This window comes from Anaerophaga thermohalophila DSM 12881, from assembly GCF_000191885.1.
Lineage (GTDB): Bacteria > Bacteroidota > Bacteroidia > Bacteroidales > Marinilabiliaceae > Anaerophaga > Anaerophaga thermohalophila.
Genome location: NZ_AEWI01000018.1, coordinates 67534 through 89260 on the forward strand (window position 1 = coordinate 67534; position 21727 = coordinate 89260).

The 21727-nt window shown below is 42.8% G+C and carries 13 protein-coding genes; 5 read left to right on the forward strand and 8 right to left on the reverse strand.

All coding sequences use genetic code 11. The features are described 5' to 3' along the window. The first annotated feature begins 169 nt into the window (after window positions 1–169). Together ychF and ATH1_RS21610 are read left to right on the forward strand one after the other, a co-directional pair. Window positions 170–1270 (forward strand): redox-regulated ATPase YchF, encoded by a 1101-nt coding sequence (ychF, locus tag ATH1_RS0107045; protein WP_010419415.1) that lies wholly within the window; start codon window positions 170–172, stop codon window positions 1268–1270. Window positions 1271–1478: 208 nt separating this feature from the next. Then, window positions 1479–1625, forward strand: coding sequence for a hypothetical protein (locus tag ATH1_RS21610; protein WP_162096778.1), 147 nt, complete (start codon window positions 1479–1481; stop codon window positions 1623–1625). A gap of 507 nt (window positions 1626–2132) precedes the next feature. Here ATH1_RS21610 and ATH1_RS0107060 read toward each other — a convergent pair. From ATH1_RS0107060 to bamA, 3 genes are read right to left on the reverse strand one after another with little or no spacing between them, the layout of a single operon-like run. Further along, window positions 2133–4343 carry a tetratricopeptide repeat protein gene (locus tag ATH1_RS0107060; protein WP_010419422.1) on the reverse strand — a complete coding sequence of 737 codons (2211 nt, stop codon included), beginning with the start codon at window positions 4341–4343 and terminating at the stop codon, window positions 2133–2135. 2 nt (window positions 4344–4345) lie between these two features. Further along, a complete protein-coding gene (locus ATH1_RS0107065) occupies window positions 4346–8212 on the reverse strand; it encodes a translocation/assembly module TamB domain-containing protein (protein WP_245531734.1) in 3867 nt (1288 codons plus the stop codon). A gap of 19 nt (window positions 8213–8231) precedes the next feature. After that, a complete protein-coding gene (gene bamA, locus ATH1_RS0107070; protein WP_245531735.1) occupies window positions 8232–10040 on the reverse strand; it encodes an outer membrane protein assembly factor BamA in 1809 nt (602 codons plus the stop codon). 1237 nt (window positions 10041–11277) lie between these two features. Between bamA and ATH1_RS0107080 the strand changes: the two genes are divergently transcribed. The 3 genes from ATH1_RS0107080 to ATH1_RS0107095 all read left to right on the forward strand — a co-directional run bounded on the left by ATH1_RS0107080 (window position 11278) and on the right by ATH1_RS0107095 (window position 15494). After that, window positions 11278–11733: an Hsp20/alpha crystallin family protein gene (locus tag ATH1_RS0107080; protein ID WP_010419429.1), complete on the forward strand. Its 456-nt coding sequence runs from the start codon at window positions 11278–11280 to the stop codon at window positions 11731–11733. 173 nt (window positions 11734–11906) lie between these two features. Further along, window positions 11907–13433 carry a Do family serine endopeptidase gene (locus tag ATH1_RS0107085; RefSeq protein WP_010419431.1) on the forward strand — a complete coding sequence of 509 codons (1527 nt, stop codon included), beginning with the start codon at window positions 11907–11909 and terminating at the stop codon, window positions 13431–13433. A 597-nt stretch (window positions 13434–14030) separates the two neighbouring features. Then, on the forward strand, window positions 14031–15494 hold the full coding sequence (locus ATH1_RS0107095; RefSeq protein ID WP_010419437.1) for a glycoside hydrolase family 130 protein: 1464 nt from the start codon (window positions 14031–14033) through the stop codon (window positions 15492–15494). Here the strand turns inward: ATH1_RS0107095 and hemE are convergent. From hemE to hemC, 5 genes are all read right to left on the reverse strand, one after another. Further along, complete coding sequence (hemE, locus tag ATH1_RS0107100) at window positions 15486–16517, reverse strand: uroporphyrinogen decarboxylase (protein WP_010419441.1); 1032 nt, start codon at window positions 16515–16517, stop codon at window positions 15486–15488. The two genes, ATH1_RS0107095 and hemE, sit on opposite strands and share 9 nt — an antisense overlap. 281 nt (window positions 16518–16798) lie before the next feature. Beyond that, on the reverse strand, window positions 16799–18088 hold the full coding sequence (gene hemL / locus ATH1_RS0107105; RefSeq protein WP_010419444.1) for a glutamate-1-semialdehyde 2,1-aminomutase: 1290 nt from the start codon (window positions 18086–18088) through the stop codon (window positions 16799–16801). 317 nt (window positions 18089–18405) lie between these two features. Further along, entirely contained in the window at window positions 18406–19380 is a 975-nt protein-coding gene (hemB, locus tag ATH1_RS0107110) for a porphobilinogen synthase (protein WP_010419448.1), read from the reverse strand. 435 nt (window positions 19381–19815) lie between these two features. Then, entirely contained in the window at window positions 19816–20541 is a 726-nt protein-coding gene (locus ATH1_RS0107115; RefSeq protein WP_010419451.1) for a uroporphyrinogen-III synthase, read from the reverse strand. A 257-nt stretch (window positions 20542–20798) separates the two neighbouring features. Further along, window positions 20799–21722 carry a hydroxymethylbilane synthase gene (gene hemC / locus ATH1_RS0107125; protein ID WP_010419456.1) on the reverse strand — a complete coding sequence of 308 codons (924 nt, stop codon included), beginning with the start codon at window positions 21720–21722 and terminating at the stop codon, window positions 20799–20801. Window positions 21723–21727: the final 5 nt, after the last annotated feature.

Sequence of the window (21727 nt, forward strand, 5' to 3'; positions counted from 1 at the left end):
AACCCGCAAAAGTTTTCACAATATGTGTGTCTGTTCATAAAGTGTCGGCTGTAAGGCTTGCGAGGCCGCCAAAAACCGAATTTACTTTCCGTAAATGAGTATTTTGGAGGCAAGCGTAACGCAGCAAATGGTACTTTATGGACAGACACTAAAAAATGACAGAAAATCTATGGCTTTACAATGTGGTATAGTTGGGTTGCCCAATGTGGGAAAATCAACCCTTTTCAATTGTTTATCAAATGCAAAAGCGCAATCGGCCAATTTCCCATTCTGCACTATCGAACCTAATGTCGGAGTCATTACTGTTCCTGACGAAAGGCTGATACAACTGGAAAAACTGGTGAAACCTAAAAAAGTTACACCGACTACGATAGAAATTGTCGATATCGCCGGACTTGTTAAAGGGGCCAGCAAAGGGGAGGGACTGGGAAATAAATTCCTGGCCAACATCAGGGAGACCGATGCCATTATTCATGTATTGCGCTGCTTCGAAGATGACAATGTAACCCACGTCGACGGTACCATTGACCCGGTGCGTGACAAAGAAGTTATCGACATGGAGCTTCAACTCAAAGATTTGGAAACCATTGAAAACCGTATCGGAAAGACCGAAAAAGTGGCTAAAACATCTAAAGACCCTGAGGCTAAAAGACTTCTGGAAGTTTTGCGAAAATACAAAGCGGCTCTTGAAAGTGGAAAATCGGCACGAGTGGTGCCACTGACCGAGCAGGAAGAAAAAGTAGCCAAAGACCTTTTCCTTCTGACCAACAAACCGATTCTTTATGTATGTAATGTAGATGAAGCATCTGTTATCTCTGGTAATAAATATGTTGAAGCCATACAGGAAGCCGTAAAGGAAGAAGATGCCGAGGTACTGGTCATTGCGGCTCAAACCGAAGCAGAAATAGCTGAACTGGAAACGTTTGAAGAACGACAGATGTTTCTCAACGATATCGGTCTGAAGGAATCCGGGGTTGCCAAGCTCATTAAATCAGCTTACAAACTGCTTAATCTCAAAACATTTTTTACCGCCGGGGAAAAAGAAGTCAGAGCCTGGACATTTCCTGCCGGAGCTCTGGCTCCACAAGCTGCCGGAGTTATCCATACCGACTTCGAAAAAGGATTCATCCGGGCAGAAGTCATTAAATATGAAGATTACGTGGCACTCGGTTCTGAACAGGCATGCAAAGAAGCAGGTAAAATGCATATTGAGGGAAAAGAATATGAAGTTCAGGATGGAGATATTATGCATTTTCGGTTTAATGTCTGATCATGTGAATTTCAGGCCAAACCATTTTTTACATTCATCTCTGATATTATCCTATCACTTTCTTATCGTATTTTTTCAAAATAAATATGCAAAACCTTGATTTATATTCTTATATGTGTCTTTTTAAAAAATAGTTAAAAATTCACAACTATCGTTTTGACTATTCAAAATTTCTACAAAAACCTTTTCCTTTGCAAATATGAATTTTTTGAAGAGAAAAAAAATGAGAGAGAGCGAGAATGATACAATAGCGAAGTTGAAGAGGAAGATATTGATTTATTCTATCATTGAAGTAGCTATTGTAATTGTGCTGATTATTTTCGGTGCATTTCTGTTTAATATTACCTTTTCTTAATTTTTCAGGGTAAGAAAAGCACAAATTTTTTACGAGCAACTACCTTATTCTGAAACCTGGTGATGATCCAATCCACTCACCGGCTTAATTTTCTTTTTATATTTTTATATACCTTCCACTCGGTAACTCCCGGATAAAATTCCCAGTCGTTTGAATAAGTCAAAACCTCACAGGTAAAGAGAGGTATAATATTAACATCCTCATTTTCGAACGGAAAAATGAAACGAGCATGGCAAAGATTGCCACAATCAGAATATATATAAGTTCTTGCATGCGAGTTCCATCCGACCTTAATAAACAAATTTTATACGGATAAATAATTTGATATTCCGGAATTTTCCCTTTAGCCGCTTTTATTTTCAAAACACACCAAAATTCCACATCGGGGATGACCGGTATAATTTGCAGTAATCTCCCTTAGTTAAGGCGGCTCACGAGCGGAACGATCTCATGAACTGTATATGCCGTAACTACACAATTCTACCCGTGACTTCTTTCCGGACATTCTTAATTTTCTTCAAGATAGTAACGCAACTGATCAAGCATGATGGGCACATCCGAAACATCCACACCATGTTTCAATAAAATTTCTTTGTCTTCATTAAAAGCATCGATAAACTCTTTGAGTGAAGAATCCTTGTGCCGGATTGATTTCAGATACCAGTCAAGAGCTTCCCGGCGTTCGCCCAGGCACCAGACAATATGCCCCATATTCATATAATCATGCTGAGTGGGATTTTCATCCATGGGTTTCAACCCGTATTTTTTGGCCTGTTCCAGTTTCCCCTCAACAAATGAACACCAGGCAATCGGTCGCCACACTTTGTGATTATCCGGCGCCAGATATTCCACCTTAAAATAGTATTTCAGGGCTTCGTCGTAACGCTTAAGCTCCAGCAGGCAGTGTCCTATGCTCACCTGTGTATGAAGGTCATCGGGTTTTTTCTGTTCGGCAAGCTTATAATATTCAAGTGCCTTGTTGGGATTCTTCAGATAGCGGTAACAAAGCGCGATTTTCTTAAGATTCCAAACCTGCGAATCACCATGTAAGTCGGCCTGTAAATAATATTGCAGAGCCTCTTCATAATCTCCCTCCTGTTGATAGCAATAGGCTAACTTTTGAAGAATTTGTTTATCAGGAACTTCTTTCTGCGCTTCTTTTAAAAACACCTTCCCGGCTTCTTTAAAATAATTTTTACCAAAAAGGTATTCAGCAAGTTTCAATAATATATTATGACCCGGAGCAAGAAATGAAAGGAACCATTTATCCTGAAAATCGATATTCCATTCAAAGGGATCATCAAACGACTCCCTCTGGGGATGCAATTTAAAAAAGCGATAAAGGTCCTGAACATACTGGTTTGAGATATACAACTTTTTCTTTTCAGGATCGATAAGCTCGTCACTCTTCTGAACTTCCTTCATTGCCTCAATTTCAGCACCAAACATTTTCCCCATCATCTCTTTTTGCATACCGGGCATTTGGGGAATACTCATAATCAGCGAGTATTTATCGGAATTGCACAACACACCCGACTCGGCCATAGAGCTAAGAATATTGCTGTCGTTGAGTGGTCCGGTCTCATTTTTCAAAGCATCCTGAACGATGGGATTGGGATAGAAAAACGGCAGGAACCAGTGGTAAATATCATTGAAAAAAGGAAAGTGCTTCAACATTTTAAAGGTAGACATGAACAGGTCGGCACCCTCCATTTGCATACGGCTTAACTCTTCCAGCTTGTCCATCAGCTCGGGTGAGTCGGAAAAAATATCTTCCCAGTCGGGGTTTTTATCTTCCGAAAAACCTTCTCCCAGCAGGTTATCCAAATCAAGCTTTCGACGCAGGTTGGGCTGAATACGGGCAACTTCCGGTATGATCTCTTCATTCATCTTTCTGGTCAGCTTTTCCGTTTCCCTGGTGCGGATAATCTGAATCAATATGGTCTGAATCATTTCGGGTGAAAACTGATCATTCAGTTTCTTTATGCGAACATCGATGTCGGGATAGAGCGAAAGCCTGGCATCGTACTTATACAAAACGAATATGAGGCCGGTAAATGCCCTGAGCCTTACCTGCAGGTTAGGATGTTCACAAAGATCGAAAAGCAAAGCAAGATTATCCTCCCTGAAAGTGTTAAGCAGATTAATCGTCAAAGCGCTAACCATGACACTTTGCCATGGCCAGAAAAAATCATCCCCGAAAAATATATTTCTGATATCTTTTTCTCTCCCTTTGGCAAATTCAGGTAATGCTGCGATCATCTCAAACAGGCGGTCGAGTGATTTCTCCAGCTGATAGGGCAAAGCAATGGAAGGATCGACCGTATAAGAAACCATATATTGGTCAGACTCTTTAAGATAGTTCGTAACAATTTTATCAAGTTCTTCTTCAGGAAGATTGTTCAGATAGCGTCGTGCATCGAAAACCCATCCCTGACTGCCACGCAAACAAAGCGCATCAACAATACGATCAGCCAGGGCGTAAATATCAGCCAGCAAATGGTTGTAAACCTGTTGCCGTTCCGGGTCGGTAAACCCCTCAACAGTGTATCTCAACAGACTTTTATAGGTCATCTCCAGATGGTAAAGTCCGTCAATCAAATCGCTGTTGTGGGTCTCCTTTACCAGTTCGGACAGAAGGTCAAGCGACTCTTTCACCCGCTTCTCAGTCAAAAGGCTGTAAACCTGTCTTTGTTTCTTTTGTGCCGGGCCATCCATATTTAATCCTTTTCAAATTTCAAAATTACATCAATTCCGGAATCTTTAACATCTCCCTGAGTGAGTCTGAATGACAAATTCCGTGTCAGTTCATACTCCAGGGTTATCTTCTGGGGTGTTAAAGATTCATCTTCGCTCTCACCAAATCCTCTCTGATAAATCACAAAAAGATTATTGGTAATATATTTGCCAACCATAAAGGTAGCACTTTCCCAGTCATCTCCGGCCTGAATCTCTACCATATCGAGATCAAAAGTATTTCCAATCGTCTTTGTCAACTGTGACGATACCAAACCTGACAACATGGCGGAGGGCAAGTTACCCGACACACCTTCCTGATTACTGAAACTCAAATCGTCAAACGACCGGTTAAAGAGAAGATATGCCATGGCATCCCGCTCGGTTATACTATTCCCGTTTAAGGTAAACGATAATTGAGGCTCAAAGGCCGTGCCACCGGCAATCATTACCAGTTCATTTTTTTGTTTGTTTTTCCCCCTGAAGATATATTCTGCTTTAATATTTATTCCCGGATTGATATCTTTTCCTCCCTGAAATGTAAGTTCTCCCTCACGGACAATCAATTTTCGTCCGTACAAGGTATAATATCCTCTTGAAATTCCCAATACCCCGAAGATTTCAAAATACGCATTGTTTTTTAGCAGATCAAAATCACCGTATAGCTCCAGGTTCATATCTTCCGACTTGATCCAGCTGTTACGCGGGATTTTCACGTTTATTTTACCGGTAAGGTTTTTCATCAGTTGATTTCCCGCTCCTTCCGGGTTTTTCTGCCTTATTGAGTCCAAATCTATATTATAGGTACTATCCCGCTTTTCCTCTTCGAGCGCATTGACCAACATGGGCTTATTCACATCCGAAGCAGCGCCCATATTCAGTAAGGCCGGCAGGTAAAAACTCGAACGCAGGACGGTAAGGTTGCCTCTGTAAGTCGGGTTTTCTTCTTCCATACTGAACCAGGTATCGGCATTAATTTGAATTTCATGATTGGGATGACGTGAAACAAAAAAATTCTTTGCTTTTAACGACATGTCTATCCGGGAGAGGTTTCCTGAAACCAGACCGGAATCAAATGCTACACTGCCGGTAACCAGAAAAGTACCTTTATCCCGCCTTGCGAACAGAGAATCGACCATTATACGGTTGCTGTCGACTCTGGTTCTGAGTTTTATACCGCTATATTCGATACCATAGGCCGGCAACGATATTTCGCCCCCCGAGGCATTCACAAAACCTGTCAAAACAGGCTGTAACAAAGACCCGTCAAAGGTAACATCCATGTCGACCAAAGCTCTGAAAAACTGATTGTCCGGATCATCAAATACAAAGAATGAAGACGGTCTCAACTGTCTGGTATGAATTCTCCCGCTGATTTTTTTGATGCTTGAAACCATTATACTATCAGAAAAACCAATCCGGACAGGAGACACGCCTTCAGCAGTCAGTGAATCACCTGCCGGACTTTTTATCATCAGATATGCACTCAGTGTATCTTTAATATATGAAACATCGACCTCCAGTCTTTTAAGCCGCGCCTGTCCTGCTTCGATGCTATCCGACACCAGAACCATGTCCAAAGCAGGATCAGAAAGAGCACCTTTCACATTCACTCCGGCTGATAGTCTGCCAGCCATGTGTTTATCCACGAGCCCCAGCTTCCGGATCAAGGAAAGGTCAAGTTTTTCAACAGATGCTCCGATATCTATGGAATCTCCTTTAATATAGGCTCCTTCGGCTCTGACAAAAATTGCATCATTACTTCGGGTGGCTAAAGAAAAGCCGGACAGCGCCATTCGTGTAGAATCAATAAATAATTGAGCCCCGTCACCCACAAGGTAAAAAGATTCATAAGGGGTAAAAACATCCATTACCGGAACAGAGACTTGAAATGGCATCTGGAAATTCCCGGTGGCCTGTAGATTCAATCCCAGCGAATCGGGCAGCCACGCGGAAGTTTCCACCTGCCATTCACCGGGAACCACATCAGCAGTCAGGTAAATTGAATCCATCTCCACGTTCGAAGCGGAAATTCCATGAAGAGTGGTCTGCGCCCGGCCTGAGTATTCATCAGGCTTTAGCAATCCTTCCAGCCGGACATAAACATTGTCAAAACCGGCTATTGTATCATACCTTAAAGACTGCCCGTTTATTGAAATATCTGTTAACAATGAGTCGGGCCTTCCTTCTGCTTTCCCTGACAAATTTAGTTCTTCCCATGTGACCGGCACTTCAACATAATGACCAAAAGCATCCAGGTTGGCCAGAAATACTTCAAATTCAGAATATATCAAACCTTCTTCAGTATATCTCCCGCTGACACTTAAATCAGCAGACCGGTTCCTGAAATACAACATATCCAGTATTACAGAGCGCCTGTCAATCTGTCCGTCAGCGGTTAAAGAGTCCACCGGTATTCCGGCAATAACAGACCGTTCAATCACCAAACCAAAACGCGCTTTTAATGAATTCAAATCACGCCCCGATCCGTCGGCACTAAAGTTCATATTCAACATGGTACTATCTCCCCATTCGGGAAGAAAATGGCCTGCAGGAAACCGGTCTGCCTTAATTTTCAGGTGAAAAGGTGCATTTCTTTTTGAAAGATGAGTCTCTAAATTGATATCAAAAAGTCCAACTTGTGTGGCAATTCGTGATTGTACCTTTGTTGCTCCTGAAAGATAACTACCGGCAAACATCAATTCTCTGAAATAATATTGGTCCCAACGACTTCGAGCAAAATTCGCATCAAACTTTAACGGTTCACCACTGTTCTCAAGGCCATTGCCCGATATTTGAATATTGCCGTTTAAAACAAGCGGAAGATCAGACAACATGAACCATTTACCGGGATCAAACGATTGAAAGGAGAGAACAACATTAAGCGCAGAATGATGCCTCAGACTATCGTTCAGTAAGTTTGAGAAGCCTGTAATTCCTCCTTTCAGACCGAACTGCTGCTCCTGATGCTTCACTTTCAGGTCAATATCGATATTATCACTGTTGAGCCGGGTTTTCAGTTCTATTTCGGGACTGACACCTATCCTTATATCAGGTAAAATCCATGAAAATTCGGACAACTCCAAAGGACTTGTTTCCATCTCGCCTGCTCCATCGACCTTAGCCGTGGCAGAATAATTTCCCCGTGCCTTCAGACGGTTTTGGGGTGTCATCAGGGCAAAATCGGATATTGTAAAAACTGAATCTTCCTTCGACGCAACAAACTGCAAATGTTCCAGATCGGGAATTCCGACCGGTGTCAGAAATCCCATGTGCTTAAGGTCGAGCATCATAGAACGGGACGAATAATGTCCGTTCAACTCCAGATTGAAATTATTTATGGATGCAGGAACAATGCTGTCAGTCGTGCCGATGACAAAATGCCCATCATCTATTCTAAAAGTCCCCAGGTAGAAAGACAATGACAAAGGTTCTGAAGATACAGTGTCAGCATCTGCCACCCGTTTGGGAAATAACTTTTGAAAATTCCATGTGGAATCGCTATCCTGGCTGATGTTTACCAAAGGGCGACGCAATATTATCGACCCGACATGAACCTGCCCGTTCAATAACGGCCACAGAGAATATTGAAGCGATAATTCATCAAAAGCCAAAAGTGTATCTGTCTCATTCAGGCCGGCGTAAAATCCCTGAACGGAAAGATGACTAAAAAAATTACCTTCGAGCCTGTCAATGTCCACCTTCCCGTTCAACTCCCGGTTGGCTATCTTCACCACCTGTTCTTTCACAATGTGACGGAACATCGTTGTCTGCGTAAACAACAAAAGGAGGATTAACAGGCTAATCAGGCCTGTAAAGACAAACAATATGTATTTGATAAGTTTATTCACCTGGTTTTGATTATTCAGATTAAAAGGCATGTCCAATATTCAAATGAAACTGCCATTTTGAGACCTCGTCGAAAACGGGACGGGCAAAATCAATTCCCACCGGCCCGATTGGTGTGGAAACGCGTAGTCCCGCGCCGGCTGCAAAACGTAAATCACTAATCCGGAATGTATTTTCATCCCGCCAAACATTTCCGTAATCCAAAAACACCACAAGGCTAACCGGATCCATTACTTTAATTCTGGGTTCAATGCTCCCTTCCAAAAGAGAATTCCCTCCCACCGGAATATCTTCAACATCAAGAGGACCGAGCATCTGGCGGGCCCAACCGCGAACCGACTGGCTTCCCCCGGCAAAGTATCGTTCTTCTATCGGTGTAACCGAAGCTTTCCCCATGGGTATAATGCTTCCTCCCTTCAGTCTGATTGCAAGCACTACCCCACTCATAACCGGTTGATAACGTTTTATTTCAAACAAATACTTAAAAAACGGATATGGCGAGTTGAAAAGAGAACTGTTTGCTCTTGCATTAAAAGCCAAAGACCAGCCTTCGGCAGGATCGAAACGCGGACTGGAAGTATTGTAGATCAGTCCCGCCGAAATACCGTTTTTGGAATAAACGGATTGATCAAGTTCGGTCAGAGAGCGCTCAAAATCGGATGCAATTTTTATATCGACCCGCTCAAAATATAATGAAACGGAACTGGCGAGAAAATCGGAGAAATTTTGATGAAGCGACAAATCTCCCCCCCAGAGAAACGACTCAAAACTTTCTTCTTTCCTCCTGCGCACCCCGGGATTGAACTTCAATGAAGAACTGGGACCAAACACGGCCGGTTGCGTGATAGTCGCTTCGAACCGGTATGGCTCGAGTCCCGAATGTTTAGCATAAAAGTTTGTTCGCATGGTTCGGCCCGGAAAATTCAGATATCCGACATCTGCAAAGGTCCTGAATTTGTCTTCTTTTCCATAACCAAATCCCAGACGTGTTGACAAACGCGGAGCTTCTTCTATTTTGATATTAACAGGAACGGTATCATTTTTCTGACTGGTCAGCAGGGTCTGAACAGAGGCAATACGGAAAAGACCCAGTTCATAAACCTGCTTCTGGGATTGTGAAAGCTTCTCAGAACTGTATATCTCTCCCTTCTGAATAGAGAGCTGATTGCGAATAGCCTTAAGAGGGGTTCGTTCCGCTCCCTCTATAGAAATTTCTCCAAAACGGCATAGCGGTCCCTTTCGAATTAACCAGCGAATCGATGCGCCAAGAGTATCGGCCGATAACGAAATATCCGGTGTTACGCCCACGTAGGCATACCCGTGAGAAGTAAACCATGAAGCAATCACCTCCTGATCATTTTTTACCTGGTTATCACGAAATATTTCTCCGGGTCTGGCCTCAAGACTTTGTTTTGCTTTTTGCCATTCCGGAAGTTCAAACAATGAATCTGTTGTCCCTTCATTAACAGTCTCAAAAGATAAATCTTCAATAACTACCGGCCGGCCCTCATTTATCTCAATAGTAAGGTCAACTTTATATTTACGCGAATGTATCATAATATCAGGAGAGGCAATCACTACATGCAGGTAACCGTGCGACTGATAAAAAGCCTTCAACTGGGTTTTATTCATCTCCCAGGCCTGGGAAGTATAAAAAGAAGGCTCCTTCTTGAAAAAAGTCTTGCCAATCCATGATGATTCCCGAAAAGTTATCTTATCCATTAATTCACCATCACTGAAAGCATGATTCCCTCTAAACCTGATGTTTCGGATTTCCGCATTTTCCTGAGCAAAGGAATCGAAAGGGCACATCAAAATAATAAAAGCCAACAACGATATGTATAAGTTTTTTTTCAGAGGAAACAATTTTTAGTGTCTTACTGCAGATATTCGTGTTTTTTTGGGTAAACTATTTTTTTTTAATGTTGAGCCCGGTCTAAAAACATCTTTGTTGCCAAACTCGTTGTTGTTTTAAATTTTTGCATCCTCATTAACAACAAGTTAACTCTGGTACAAAAATTTAAAACGCCTTGATTTTGACAAAAATATGCCTTTTATACTGCACTCAATGTTATCTGAAAATGTCTGCGCCATTTCTTGTCCGGGACCAGCAAAACGACCGGAAAGCGTTCGATAATTCCTTAAAAATCAACTATAATGTTGTCAATTACGCGAATTGAAAAGAACGACCATAACTTTCTCATAAAAAAAACTCTGCATCATTGTGTCTCAGCGTTTAGTTTTTTTTACTGACGATTGATGCCCTCAATTGTCCGTAAAGTTAGCGGAAATTTTAACACGATTATCTTGTAAAACAATGATACATCTCCAACCGTTTAATAAAAAAACAGAAAAACTGGAACTATGGAACTATGGAACTGAAAAACAAAAAAATCGCAGCTTTGGTACACGATCTTTACGAAGACCTGGAACTTTGACATCCGGCAATTCGTTTGCGTGAAGCCGGAGCGGAAGTGTTGCTGGCCGGGGAAAAATCTGATTTCAAGCCGGACACCGGCAGACCTGCCGTTTTATATCAGAGCATTCATTCAGCTATTGCGATCTTAACATGAAAAGTTACAGATATTGTATCTGTGAGCCCAGTCTAAAAAGCATCTTCATTGCCAAACTCGGTGTTGTTTTAAATTTTTGCATCCTCATTAACAACAAGTTAACTCTGGTGCAAAAATTTAAAACGCCTTGATTTTGACAAAAAGATGCTTTTTAGACTGCACTCATCTAATTTTCGAAAAACAGACACACACGGTGGTGATCTGCCAAAACTTTTATCGATTCTGGACACATCTGACTGAAAAAATGGCAAAACAATCTTATCAGTAAGGTCAAAATGTCATGTGAGTTAAGGGTGAAAAATGTCGGTTTTCACCCTTAATTTATTTATTGAATTAAACAATTATAAATTGATTGGTTTTCAGTGTTTTATTTTTTAAAATTTTTTAGCAATTCGGGCATCATTCTATGGCATAACATTTGGAAGAAACAAAAGTGAAAAACAAAAAAGTGAGAGAAAAAACAGATGTCTAACCAAAAAATGGAGGGTTAAGTTATGGCATTACAAAGATATACAGGAGGCGATTTCTTCCCATCCATTCCAAGCTTATTCAACGACTTTTTCAACAGTGATCTGATGGATTGGGGATTGTCAAACTTTGCAGGTACCAATTCAACCTTACCTGCTGTGAATGTTCGTGAAACCGATAACGAGTTCACTGTTGAGGTAGCTGCTCCGGGAATGGAACGTAAAGATTTCAAAATAGATTATCAAAACGGAAGACTGACCATCTCTTCAGAAAAGAAAGAAGAGAGCAAAGATGAAAAAGACGGCAAAGTGACCCGTCGTGAATTTAACTATCAATCATTCCAACGCGTATTTAACGTTCCGGAAGACATGGTGAAGGTGGATGACATCTCAGCCAAATACACCGACGGTATTCTTTATATCACTTTGCCCAAGAAAGATGAAATAAAACCCAAGCCTGCAAAAACCATAAAAATTTCATAACCGGCTATCTTTCCTGAGCCGGCAAGAGCTTCTTAATTGAGGTAAAACAGGTTGTTCTGTAAAAACAGGTCAACTTCAAACAAGGCGCCGGGGTTGCAACGCCTGACGTTGCGCCCCGGCGTTGTTGATTTTGTCCAGCTATAAATTATCCACTATAAAAAGAGGAGGTCATTATGATGAAACGGATTGCATCATACATAATTTCCGGAATCATAGGCGGTGCCATCGTAACAGGAAGCTTTTTCCTTCTTGGATTCGATGAAAGACAACCAATAAAAATAGAACATGTGTCCGGCACCCCCGCGGTAAGTGCAGTATACACCACCGACAAGGAAGGCGATATTGTTCCCCTGAATTTCACAGATGTTGCAAAAGAAGTGATGCCGTCTGTGGTACATATCAAATCTACTCAGATTCTAAACGTCCAGAATTACCAATACCGGAGCATTCCCGATCCTTTTCGTCATTTTTTTGACGATGATATTTTTGAACGGTTTTTCGGATTGCCTTTTGAATCACCGTCTCCTTCGCCCCAACAGCCAAGAGGACCGCAAACCCGGGTTGGCACAGGTTCTGGTGTTATCATTAGCGAAGATGGTTACATTGTAACCAACAATCATGTTATTGACAATGCAGATGACATAGAAGTCACGCTTCAAGACAACAGAGTACTTAAAGCCAAAGTAATTGGGACCGATCCCTCTACCGATATTGCATTGATACAGATAAGGGCAGGCGATTTGGATCCGTTACCATTGGCCAATTCCGACGAGGTCGAAGTTGGAGAGTGGGTTCTGGCGGTGGGCAACCCCTTCAACCTGAACTCCACTGTAACTGCAGGCATAATAAGCGCCAAAGGTCGAAATATCAATATCCTGCACAATCAGAATGCCATTGAATCATTCATTCAGACCGATGCTGCCATTAACCCTGGTAACAGCGGAGGCGCTTTGGTTAATCTGAGAGGAGGATTGGTTGGCATCAACACAGCCATTGCAAGTCCGACAGGGGCTTATGCAGGCTACGGTTTCGCTGTTCCGGCCAACATTGTATCCAAAGTTGTAGATGATCTGCTCAAATACGGATCGGTACAAAGAGGGTACCTGGGACTTATGATCAGGGATGTAGACGGCAATCTGGCACGGGAAAAAGACCTCGACGTTACCAGCGGCGTATATGTCGACAGTATTTCCGAAAACAGTGCTGCCGGTGATGCCGGTGTAAAAGTAGGTGACGTTATCACACAAGTTAATGAAACCCGGGTAAAATCAACCGCAGAATTGTTGGAGATCATTGGAAGACACCATCCTGGCGATAAAGTCAAGCTGAAAATCAATCGTTTTGGAAAAGAGCTCGATTTTGATGTGGTATTGCGAAACAGTGAAGGAGAAACAAAACCTTTGCATAAAGAAGAAAGAGATGTCCTTACCATTCTTGGAGTCGAACTTGAAGAGGTAGATAAAGAAGCTGCCAGGAGAATTGGCATTGAAGGTGGCGTTAAAATTACCAAACTCAAAGAAGGTAAACTGAAACGCAGCACCGATGTCCGTGAAGGTTTTATCATCACGAAAGTGAATGGTAACAGCGTACGAAGTGTCAAAGGTTTCGTTAACCAACTGGAGAAAATCAAAGGCGGCGTGTTCCTGGAAGGTGTGTACGAAGATTATCCGGGCAAATATTATTATGCCTTTGGAATGTAAACGAACAGGAATTTCTGTCGTCCAATCAGACCATTTTAATCTCTGTAGGCGCTTAGCGTATAAAACTAACCAACATGTTGATTAAGTTGACTAAATCCCACACAGGGGCTTTTTTTCAGGCTTGTCCTGAAAAAACGTAGTTTCTAAAGCTTACAATTAACGATTTCGAATTTAATGCAGATTAATTAGAGGCTGCTGAAAAAGTCAGCAGCCTGTTTCAATTTTCCATTGTATTTTTTTGGCAGTGCCCCCAAAAAGGACCACAAAGATCTGGTCCGCTTAAAATTGTCTCCACGCAAAAGTCAAAATTTCCGGCCATTGCGCAAGGCCTTGAACGTCGCCCATTTTGGCTTCCCGCCATCCGCCGGCCCGGAAAGCGGACAGGCCACCGCGCCTTTTATAAAGATTTGCATGAAACGGGCATGACAAAGAATGTTTTAATATAGATTATTAGATTATTAGATTATTAGATTTAAGATGGTAATTAACCCGATTCACATTATTTCCCCGAAAACAAACTCAAGATAGAAACGGGCCCTGAAATATTTTAATAAATTTGCCCAGTATTCAGGAATCAAATTATCGGAGACAAGAAAGATGAAACTATCAGTTGAACGCAAAAATATCATTATATACCCGGATAATAACCGGGTTATTGCCCGCTTCTTCTTTAACGGTGACGAACGTGCAAAAAAAGTTATTCTGAGCCTTCTGAAAATGCCGGAACAGGAGGTTATTGCCAACCTGAGCCAGATACTTCGCGAATTTACCCGCCGGCACAGAAGCATTACTACCCTTTTCAAAAAGCATTACAACAAGGTAAAGCATCTTGTTGACGGACTTAATGGCAAAACTGTTCTGTCGGAAAACCGAAAGCTCCTCATCGGGGCCTATTTCACCATGGAATATGCCGTCGAATCGGCAGCTTTGTTCAACCCGTCTATCGTAGAAGACCCCGACCAAAGTGGTCTGGAGGAAGGACAAACCCGTGTCATCATTAGTCTGAGGGGAACCGGCGAAGGACATATCTCATCCCTGGTTTTTCGCAGAGCGATCATCGACCAGAATAACGATATACATGTTCAGGATGAGGGCAGCCAGATTGATGAAGCCGAATCGGTAAAGAGCCACAATTACCAGAAAAAACTTTTCACCAGCAAACTAAAAGAAATGGGCATAGAGGAACACCTCTATCAAAAGGTGATCAGTCAGTTACCCGATGAATTCAATTACGATCAGGTCAGGGAGGCCGCTCAAAACATTGAAGAGGAGTCTGACCTGAGCCTTGAAGCCCAAAAAACTCTCCAGGAAATATTGTGGTTGGCCGGTTCCTATACCGAGATTCGGTTTTCGCTGGATACCGATCTTTCCGAACGGGTTATTTTTCCGTTGTCGAAATTTGAAAAAAACGGGATTGAGGATGCCCGGTTTGTAAGGTTTGTCGAGGATGACGGCTCTGTATCGTATTATGCAACTTACACGGCATACGACGGATACACCATTTTGCCCAAACTAATCGTTACAAAAGATTTTTATCGTTTTCGCATATTTCCGATCCACGGCAAATTCGCCAAAGACAAAAACCTGGCATTGTTCCCCAGACGGATAAACGGGAAATTTGCCATGATAGGACGCATCGACGGGGTCAACAACTACATCATGTTCTCGGATGACCTAAGCAAATGGAGTCATGCTCAAATACTCCAGGAGCCGCTTCACCCATGGGAATTGATGCAAATTGGCAACGGCGGTTCTCCCCTCGAGACCGAGCACGGATGGCTTTTGATAACACACGGTGTCGGGCCTGTCAGGAAATATTCGCTTGGTGCCTCCCTGCTCGACCTGAACGACCCGACAAAAGTCATAGGCCGTTTGAAAGAGCCTTTACTTATACCTTCCGAAGATGAAAGAGCCGGTTATGTGCCCAACGTAGTATATACCTGTGGTACTTATATTCACAATGGTGAACTTATCATTCCTTATGCCATGAGCGATTATGCTTCGTCATTTGCCACGGTAAACCTGGATGACCTGATTAGTGAACTGAAAGCATCATCCTGACCAGTTGGCCTGTTTAACCCAGTTTGTTACAAAGCGGGCGTTTTCGTAAGGAATATCGGGCAAAAAGCCATGGCCAAGATTAATTATCAGGTTTGGATGCTCGCGGTAAAACGGAATAAGTTTTTCCAGAGTTTCAGCAATTTCTTTTTGCGGGGCATATAAAAGACGGGGATCGATATTTCCCTGAATTCCAATTTGCGTGGACAGTAACCCTCGTGCGTGCCGGAGGGGCATTTGCCAATCGATACTAACAAAATCGGCCAATTGGGGGGTGATGTGTTGAATTCCGGTACCCAATCCTTTCGGGAAAAAAATAAATGGTGTTCCGGTATTACGCACCGCTTCCGAAATCGTTTGAATGGCAGGCAGAAATAGTTCCATGTAAAGGTCTGCGGGTATTAAACCTGCATGAGTATCAAACAGCTGGAAAACATCTACCCCGTGTTGAATTTGTTTCTGCGCATAATGAGCCGACATCTCAGCAATGGCTTCTATCAATTTACGGGCATCCCGCTTGTTGGTATACAGATATTTCACGACCTCCGGAAAATCGGGATTTTTGCCAGTCCCCTGAATCATATAGCAAAGTGTGGTGAGGGGAGCGCCGCAAAAACCGATAAGCGGAATATTCTGCGGCTTTTGGTAAATGATCCTGTCAATATTCCGGTAAATATATTCCAGCCTGGAAGCATCTGGTTTTAATTCCTGAGATGGTTTTTCTGTTTCCGCCAGCGGTTTTTTGAACACCGGTCCATTACCTGTAAACGACATTTGCATTCCCAGTGCCACCGGAATCACCAGAATATCCGAAAACAAAATAGCGGCATCCACGCCCAAATCATAAACCGGCATCAGGGTAACCTGTGATGCCAGATCCGGATTGCTCATCAGTTCGTGAAAGGTGTATTTTTCTTTCAGTTTTCGGTAACCGGGCAGAATACGTCCGGCCTGTCGCATAAACCAAACAGGGGGCCTGGGAGTCGGTTTGCCTTTTAACTTATCAATCAGGAGGCTGTTTTGCATTATCTCTTATATTTCAATAATAGAGAAACTCTGGTCTAAAAAGCATCTTTGTTGTCAAACGCGTTGTTCTATATTTTTGAAACGAACATGAATTTTAGAGAGCTAAATTTTCAAAAAGGCATGAACCAAATTGGCTGACGCGGATTTCTTTGCAGAGCAAAGCGGCAAAGCCGGGCGGTAATCCGCGTTGCCTTAATTCAGGATTTGTAATCCTGTTTAGTGGTCTGTCCATAAAGTACCATTTGCCGCGTTACGCATGCCGCCAGGTCGGCTACTTCTATCTACAGGGCTGCCAAAGCTTTCCCGGATACTTCAAGCAGGCGGTCAATTTCGTCCATCGTGTGAGCATCCGAAACAAAAGTACACTCAAACTGTGATGGAGCAAGATAGATACCATTTTGAAGCAGGTTCCCGAAATAAGCAGCATAACGCTTTGTATCGGAGGTAGCAGCCAATTCGTCATTGAAAACTTCATGCTCTTCGGTAAAGAAGAGCGTAAGCATTCCGCCCACACGATTGACGACGCCCGGCACACCAGTCTTTTCAAGATTTTTCTTCAATCCTTTCTCGAGGTGTGCTGACTTTGTTTCAATATCTTTATAGATTTCGGGATTGTTTTTGAGAATCTTCAGAGCCGCAATTCCCGCGGCCATTGCCAGCGGATTTCCCGAAAGAGTTCCGGCCTGATAGACCGATCCTTCAGGTGCAAGATGATCCATTATTTCAGCTCGCCCACCAAAAGCGCCAACGGGCAGGCCGCCGCCGATGATCTTCCCCATTGTCGTCAAATCGGGAGTTACTCCCAGAAGGTCCTGGGCACCACCGGGTGAAAGACGGAAGCCTGTAATGACCTCATCGAATATCAGTAATGCGCCATGATGAGATGTAAGCTCCTTTAATCCCTGCAGAAAACCTGTACTGGGAAGAATGACTCCCATATTTCCGGGTACCGGCTCCACGATTACCGCAGCAATCTGGTTTTCATATTCCTCAAATAATTTTTCTACCGACTCCAGATTGTTAAAAGAGGCGATCAAAGTATCGCGTGCGGCACCTTTTGTAACACCAGGGCTGTCCGGCAATCCCAGTGTCATGGCACCTGACCCGGCCTGGATCAGAAAACTGTCGGCATGACCATGAAAACAGCCGGCAAATTTGATCACCTTATCACGTTTGGTATATCCCCGCGCCAGGCGCAAAGCGCTCATGGTAGCCTCGGTGCCCGAATTAACCATCCTTACTTTCTCAACTGATGGCACCATCTCTGTAATAAGCTGTGCCATCTCGTTTTCCAGAAGCGTGGGGGCACCAAAACTGGTTCCTCTTGTAGCGGTTTCCCGGATGGCCTCAACAACCTCATCTCGGGCATGTCCTAACATCAACGGCCCCCAGGAGGCAACAAAGTCAATGTACTCGTTCCCATCAATATCCCACACTCTGGAACCTTTTCCCCTTTCTATAAAAACCGGATTGCCACCTACACTTTTAAATGCACGAACGGGCGAATTAACGCCTCCGGGCATTAAATTCACGGCTTTTTGAAATGCCTCTTTGCTTTTGGATAGTCTCATATACTCCATTTTATGATAATTGAGTGAATTGAGTGAGTTCAATAGTCCGTTAAAAAACTTAAACCTAACCTGGACAAGCCAGAACTGACAAGTTATAAAAATCAAATCAGAATGAGCCTGATAAGACAATTGCTACACGATTATTTTTATTGTCAACGAATTTAAGAGAATCATTGATGAGTCCGGTCTAAAAAGCATCTTTGTTGCCAAACTCGTTGTTGTTTTAAATTTTTGCATCCTCATTAACAATAAGTTACCTCCGGTACAAAAATTTAAAACGCCTGAATTTTGACAAAAATATGCTTTTTATACTGTACTCATTGATTATTCAACATAAACTCTTTGGCATGATAAGTAATGATAACATCGGCACCGGCTCTTTTAATGGATGTCAGTATTTCTTTTATGATGCGTTTTTCATCAATCCAACCGTTTTGGGCAGCGGCTTTCACCATAGAGAATTCACCACTCACATTATAAGCCACCACAGGCATATTGAAAGTAGCTTTCACGCGGTTAATGACATCCAGGTAGCTTAATGCCGGTTTCACCATTACCATATCGGCTCCCTCGTTAATATCTTCCTGAACTTCACGCAAGGCCTCATCCGAGTTGGCTGGATCCATTTGATACGTGGATCGGTCCCCAAACTGTGGTGCACTCTCGGCAGCATCTCTGAACGGGCCATAAAAAGCGGATGCATATTTTGCGGAGTAGGCCATTATCGGGGTGTTCTCAAAACCGTTTTCGTCGAGGGCTTTCCGAATCGCCCCGACACGGCCGTCCATCATGTCACTGGGGGCAATAATATCGGCACCTGCCTTTGCCAGGGTAACCGACTGGGCTGACAGGGTTTTCAGCGTCAGATCGTTATTGACATCACCGTCCACAATGGTTCCGCAATGTCCATGTGTTGTATATTCACAGTTGCAGACATCGGCCACAATCATCACTTCGGGGACAGCTTTCTTCAATGCCCTGATAGCGCGCGGTACTATTGCATCCGGCTGACAAGCCACACTTCCATCCTCGTCTTTCTCTTCGGGAATACCAAACAACAAGACTTTATCAATGCCCGTGGTTGTGTATAAATCATTGATCTCTTTTACTAAAAGATCAACCGACAATTGATAGTTCCCAGGCATTGATTTTATCGGATTCCGGACACCTTCGCCTGGACAAACAAAATAAGGCATTATTAAATCATCTCTGTTGACGATCGTTTCACGAACCATATTCCGAATGGCCGGAGACTTACGTAAACGTCTTAATCGTGTTATGGGAAAACTCATGATGTATGTTTTTTAAACTATTATTAAATGGTGTCTGTCCATAAAGTGTTATTTACTGTGTTATGCTTGTCCGAAAATTACTCATTTACAATAAGTAAACTCCGTATTTTCGGACTTCGCAAGCCTTGTAAATAACACTTTCTGAACAGACACATGATTTGGTAAAACTTTTCCCGACTTTACAGACGGAAACTAAATGGTGTCTGTCCATATAGTGCTATTTACTGTGTTATACTTGTCCGAAAATTACTCATTTACGATATGTAAACGCCGTTTTTTCGGACTTCGCAAGCCTTGTAAATAACACTTTCTAAACTGACACATGATTTGGTAAGAACTTTTTCCCGACATTATAGACGGGCACTAAACAGATTGTTAGATTTTTAAATATTAGATTTAAGACGAGCATTTCGACCGGTTATTCAACCCCCTTTCTTATCCGGTTCTGTTCAACATTCCAAGTACCGTTTTTGCCAACCCTTCATAACTCTGATCTTTAGCAGTAGCCTTCACCTTAATACCCAGTTTCAAAGCAGCGGAAGTTGTTGTTTCACCAATACTGACGACACGTAATGAAGCCTTCAGTTTATCCGAAACCAGGTGACAAAGATTTTTTATGCCGGAAGGACTACTCACTGCAATTAAATCATAATCATCACTTTTTATTCTGTTCAAAATACTTTCATCAAAATTTTCGGGCTGTTTTGTTTCATAAACATTGACACGCTCCACCTGATTATTAGCACTCAAAGATTTTGTCAAAAGATCCGGAGCCAGATTCCCCAGTACCAAAAGAATGTTTTTGCCTGTTCCCGAAACGCTTTGTAATTCTTCAGAAAACTTTTCTCCTGAGTGCCCACTGCCCGTAAAATCAGGTTCATATCCCGCTTCCAGCAAAGCCGATGCGGTCCCTCTTCCAATAACAGCAATTTGATTGGCAGGTGAAGGTCTGTATTTCTTCAAAAAAAACCTGACTCCGTTTTTGCTTGTAAAAATTATCCACTGATAATCATTTATATTTTGTTTCAATTCAAAGAAAGAGGTATGAATTTCTATCACAGGCATTGACAACACGGTGATATCCTGCGATTCCAGGATCGTTTTAAACCTGTCATCCGGTTTTTCCGGCCAGGTAGATATCACTGTCGGTTGTTTCGCCATATTTAAAATATTTATTTTCTTATTTTATCCGGGAGCCAGGTCTAAAAAGCATCTTTTTATACCGTACTCAATATATTGCAAAAATTTGCAGGAAGCGCGAATGCGGGTTTCTTTGCAGAGCAAAGCGGCAAAGCCGGGCGGTAATCCGCGTTGTCTTAATTCAGGATTTGCAATCCTGTTATTTGCGATAACCACAGGCGTCCTTCAGGCAACGCTCTCAGCGGGTAATATAATAAGACCCCCAAAGGTGGTCAAAATTATCTGAGGCCATTGAGTATTTCTTTTCCGCCCATTGCCAGTATCTTTCGGGCCAGCTCTGCTGCAATGATACCGGCGTTCTCCCGTTCTCCTTCCATGGTTTCCTTCAGTAGCGTACATCCATCAACAGAGGCCACTATCCCGGTCAAACGAATCGTGGAACCTCTAATTTCAGAAAAGCATCCTACCGGCACCTGACAACCTCCTTCAATAGTTTGTAGAAACGTTCGCTCCGCGCTGGTAGTCTGCAGCGTGACTTCATCGGTAATTTCACTGACAATTTGAGCGACCTTCGCATCATCATCACGGATTTCCATAGCCACAGCTCCCTGGCTCACAGCCGGAAGCATGATATCCGTATCAAGATACTCCGTAATTTCCGATTCAAGACCGAGCCGAATAAACCCTGCTCCGGCCATTACCAAGGCATCACAATGTCCTTCGTACATTTTTCTGAGACGTGTATTAACATTTCCGCGAATATCAACCACTTTAAGCTCCGGATTATAGTGAAGAATCTGAGCCTGTCGACGTAAACTCGAAGTTCCTATACGATCCCCCGGGTTCATATCTTTCAGTTTGCGTCTGTCGCGGGAAACAAGCACATCACGCACTTCGCCCCGGGGCAAGACACCACCCAGGGTAAGTCCCCCGGGAAGAATGGTTGGCAGGTCTTTCAGGCTGTGAACAGCGATATCAATTTCTCCTTTCAGCAATGCATTTTCAATTTCAAGGGTAAAAAGGCCTTTATCACCGATTTTAGACAATGCCACATCAAGCACAGCGTCCCCTTTGGTTTTAAGGGGTATAATATTCACCGTCATCTGCGGAAAAATACCCATCAATGCCTCCTTCACCTGATGAGCCTGCCACAAGGCAAGTTTGCTGCTACGCGTTCCTATGTTTATTTTCTCTATTGTCATCACAT

What these genes read in the sequence shown, in the direction of transcription:
- ychF (WP_010419415.1), top strand. Translation starts at nt 170, where the DNA reads ATGGCTTTACAATGTGGTATAGTTGGGTTGCCCAATGTGGGAAAATCA.
- ATH1_RS0107060 (WP_010419422.1), bottom strand. Translation starts at nt 4,343, where the DNA reads ATGGATGGCCCGGCACAAAAGAAACAAAGACAGGTTTACAGCCTTTTG.
- ATH1_RS0107080 (WP_010419429.1), top strand. Translation starts at nt 11,278, where the DNA reads ATGGCATTACAAAGATATACAGGAGGCGATTTCTTCCCATCCATTCCA.
- ATH1_RS0107085 (WP_010419431.1), top strand. Translation starts at nt 11,907, where the DNA reads ATGATGAAACGGATTGCATCATACATAATTTCCGGAATCATAGGCGGT.
- ATH1_RS0107095 (WP_010419437.1), top strand. Translation starts at nt 14,031, where the DNA reads ATGAAACTATCAGTTGAACGCAAAAATATCATTATATACCCGGATAAT.
- hemE (WP_010419441.1), bottom strand. Translation starts at nt 16,517, where the DNA reads ATGCAAAACAGCCTCCTGATTGATAAGTTAAAAGGCAAACCGACTCCC.
- hemL (WP_010419444.1), bottom strand. Translation starts at nt 18,088, where the DNA reads ATGAGACTATCCAAAAGCAAAGAGGCATTTCAAAAAGCCGTGAATTTA.
- hemB (WP_010419448.1), bottom strand. Translation starts at nt 19,380, where the DNA reads ATGAGTTTTCCCATAACACGATTAAGACGTTTACGTAAGTCTCCGGCC.
- ATH1_RS0107115 (WP_010419451.1), bottom strand. Translation starts at nt 20,541, where the DNA reads ATGGCGAAACAACCGACAGTGATATCTACCTGGCCGGAAAAACCGGAT.
- hemC (WP_010419456.1), bottom strand. Translation starts at nt 21,722, where the DNA reads ATGACAATAGAGAAAATAAACATAGGAACGCGTAGCAGCAAACTTGCC.